Annotated in this window: 4 protein-coding genes; 2 read left to right on the top strand and 2 right to left on the bottom strand. The window is 72.3% G+C overall.

What is annotated here, in order from left to right; translation table 11 throughout:
- Positions 1-947, top strand: a 947-nt coding sequence (locus H5J29_RS29955; protein WP_181784321.1) for a MinD/ParA family ATP-binding protein, incomplete at its 5' end; no start/stop codon positions are given.
- 180 nt (positions 948-1,127) lie between these two features.
- Here H5J29_RS29955 and H5J29_RS29950 read toward each other — a convergent pair.
- Together H5J29_RS29950 and H5J29_RS29945 are read right to left on the bottom strand one after the other, a co-directional pair.
- A complete protein-coding gene (locus tag H5J29_RS29950) occupies positions 1,128-1,388 on the bottom strand; it encodes a hypothetical protein (protein WP_312858474.1) in 261 nt (86 codons plus the stop codon).
- An 86-nt stretch (positions 1,389-1,474) separates the two neighbouring features.
- Positions 1,475-1,696: a BldC family transcriptional regulator gene (locus tag H5J29_RS29945; RefSeq protein ID WP_181784320.1), complete on the bottom strand. Its 222-nt coding sequence runs from the start codon at positions 1,694-1,696 to the stop codon at positions 1,475-1,477.
- A 306-nt stretch (positions 1,697-2,002) separates the two neighbouring features.
- Between H5J29_RS29945 and H5J29_RS29940 the strand changes: the two genes are divergently transcribed.
- A partial coding sequence (locus tag H5J29_RS29940; protein ID WP_181784319.1) for a hypothetical protein occupies positions 2,003-2,191 on the top strand: 189 nt, incomplete at its 3' end.

Raw genomic sequence — 2,191 nt, 5'->3', positions numbered from 1 at the left:
CCCAGCGCACCCGCGCGGACGAGGACACCGATCCCGCGGACCTGTCCACCGCCCGCCTGCTCAAGCCCAGTCGCAGGCGCCCGCCCCGCACCGGCTGGCGGCGGTTCCTCTACCTGCTCACCGGCCGGTTGATCAACCCGGGTGAGAGCCCGCTGGACATCCGGGAACGCGAGCTCATCACCCGCGTCAACCAGCCGCTGCTGGGCTGCCACAAGATCGCCACGCTCAGCCTCAAGGGCGGCGTCGGCAAGACCACGATCACGGCCACCCTCGGCGCCACGTTCGCGTCGAAGCGGGGGGACCGGGTCGTGGCGGTGGACGCGAACCCGGACCGCGGCACGCTGAGCCAGAAGATCCCGCTGGAGACCAGCGCCACCGTGCGCCACCTGCTGCGAGACGCCCAGCGCGTCCGCCGCTACACCGACGTCCGCGCCTACACCTCACAAGGCCCGTCGCGGCTGGAGGTGCTGGCCAGCGAGCAGGACCCGGCCGTGTCCGAGGCGTTCTCCGAGGACGACTACCGACGCACGGTCACCCTCCTCGAGCACTTCTACAACATCGTGCTCACGGACTGCGGGACCGGCCTGATGCACTCGGCGATGTACGGCGTGCTCGGCGTGGCGGACCAGCTGATCATCGTGTCGTCCGGCTCGATCGACGGCGCCCGCAGCGCCTCCGCGACGATGGACTGGCTCGAGGCCCACCAGCACGGTGACCTGGTGCGCAACGCCGTCGCCGTGATCAACAACGTGCACCGGCAGGCGGGCGCGGTGGACCTGGACCGGGTGGCACACCACTTCGCGGGGCGCTGCCGCGCGGTCATCCAGATCCCGTTCGACCCGCACCTCGAGGAGGGTGCGGAGGTCGACCTGGACCGGCTCGCCCAGCCCACGCGGATCGCGCTGCTGGAGCTCGCCGCCTCCGTCGCCGACGGGTTCCCGCGCTAGCGTCCCGCACCGCGAGTCCGTTGCGCATCTCGGCGGACCCAGGTTCACGCGAGGCCAGGCAGCCGGTCCGAGGCTCGTACCGGGTGCTCGCCGGGCCGGCAACGCCGTCTGCGTGGGCCTGGGCCGTCGAGATGTGGAGCGGATTCGCGGTGCGGGACGCTAGGAGGCGCGGCCTCAGCGCTACCTCTCGGGAGCGGGCGGGGGATCGTCTCCCTCGCCGCCGCCCTTGCGCAGGTCCTCGTCGAGGCTGCGCAGGAAGTCGGGATCGTCGTCCGGGCCGGTCGGGCGGGGCCGACGGGGCGGACTCGACGGTCGGGGAGCGCTCGTGCCGCGGGGGATCTCGGCCCGGTCGCTGTTCATCGCACGCCACAGCAGCACTGCGATGACGGCCGCTCCGGCGAACGCGACGACGTACAGCAGCACCACCATCACCTCCTGCACGCGAGCGTACTGGAGCGGCGGGCAACATCCCGGTAAAGCAACCGGTCGGGTCCGGGAGGCTTCCTGGACCCGACCGGCGGTGCGGGTCAGCGGTGGTGCGTGCCCATCGTGGCCTCGCTGGTCAGGTCCGCGAGCATGCCGCGCACCTCGGACTCCCGGAAGCGGCGGTGGCCACCAGGGGTTCGGATCGATCCGATCCGTCCGGCCGAGGCCCAGCGGGTCACGGTCTTGGGATCGACGCGGAACAGGGTCGCCACCTCGCCGGGGGTGAGCAGGCGCTCGTTCGCGTTCTGGGCCGGAGCAGACATTGCGAAGCCTCCACGTCGTCGATTACCGGGCCATCGTGACACCGCGGACCCCGGGTACTCGAACGGTTGGGCGGAGGTAAAGGGCTCTTAAAGGGCAAAGCGGACGTCTCGCCCCAACCCGGTCAGATCGTGGGGCGCTCCCTGAGAGGGGCCTGAGCGTGGCCTGAGGGGCGTGTGAGCTGGGCGTTCGTGCGTCGCCCGCGACGGCCCGAGCATGCCCTCGCGGGCGTGAGGCCGGCGTGGGCCCGGACCTCCGCCCCGCCGGACGGTAAAGGCCGGGCGCCGAGTGGTCGGTACGCTCGGGGCATGGCGTCAGGCACCACCGACACACCCGCCGACACATCCGCGGCCACCGGCAAGGAACCCGGTCTCGCCGCGACCGTCGCGCTCTACGCGTTCGCCCGGCTCGCCCTCGTGGCCCTCATCGCGGTCGTGCTGGCGCTCGTCGGGGTGCCGCTGCTGCTGGCGGTCCTCGTGGCGCTGATCGTGGCGCTG

Origin of the sequence: Pseudonocardia pini (assembly GCF_013870575.1) — a bacterium.
Taxonomy (GTDB): domain Bacteria; phylum Actinomycetota; class Actinomycetes; order Mycobacteriales; family Pseudonocardiaceae; genus Pseudonocardia; species Pseudonocardia pini.
Note: the sequence above shows the minus strand (reverse complement) of the source record. Positions and strands in the feature narration are given on the sequence as shown.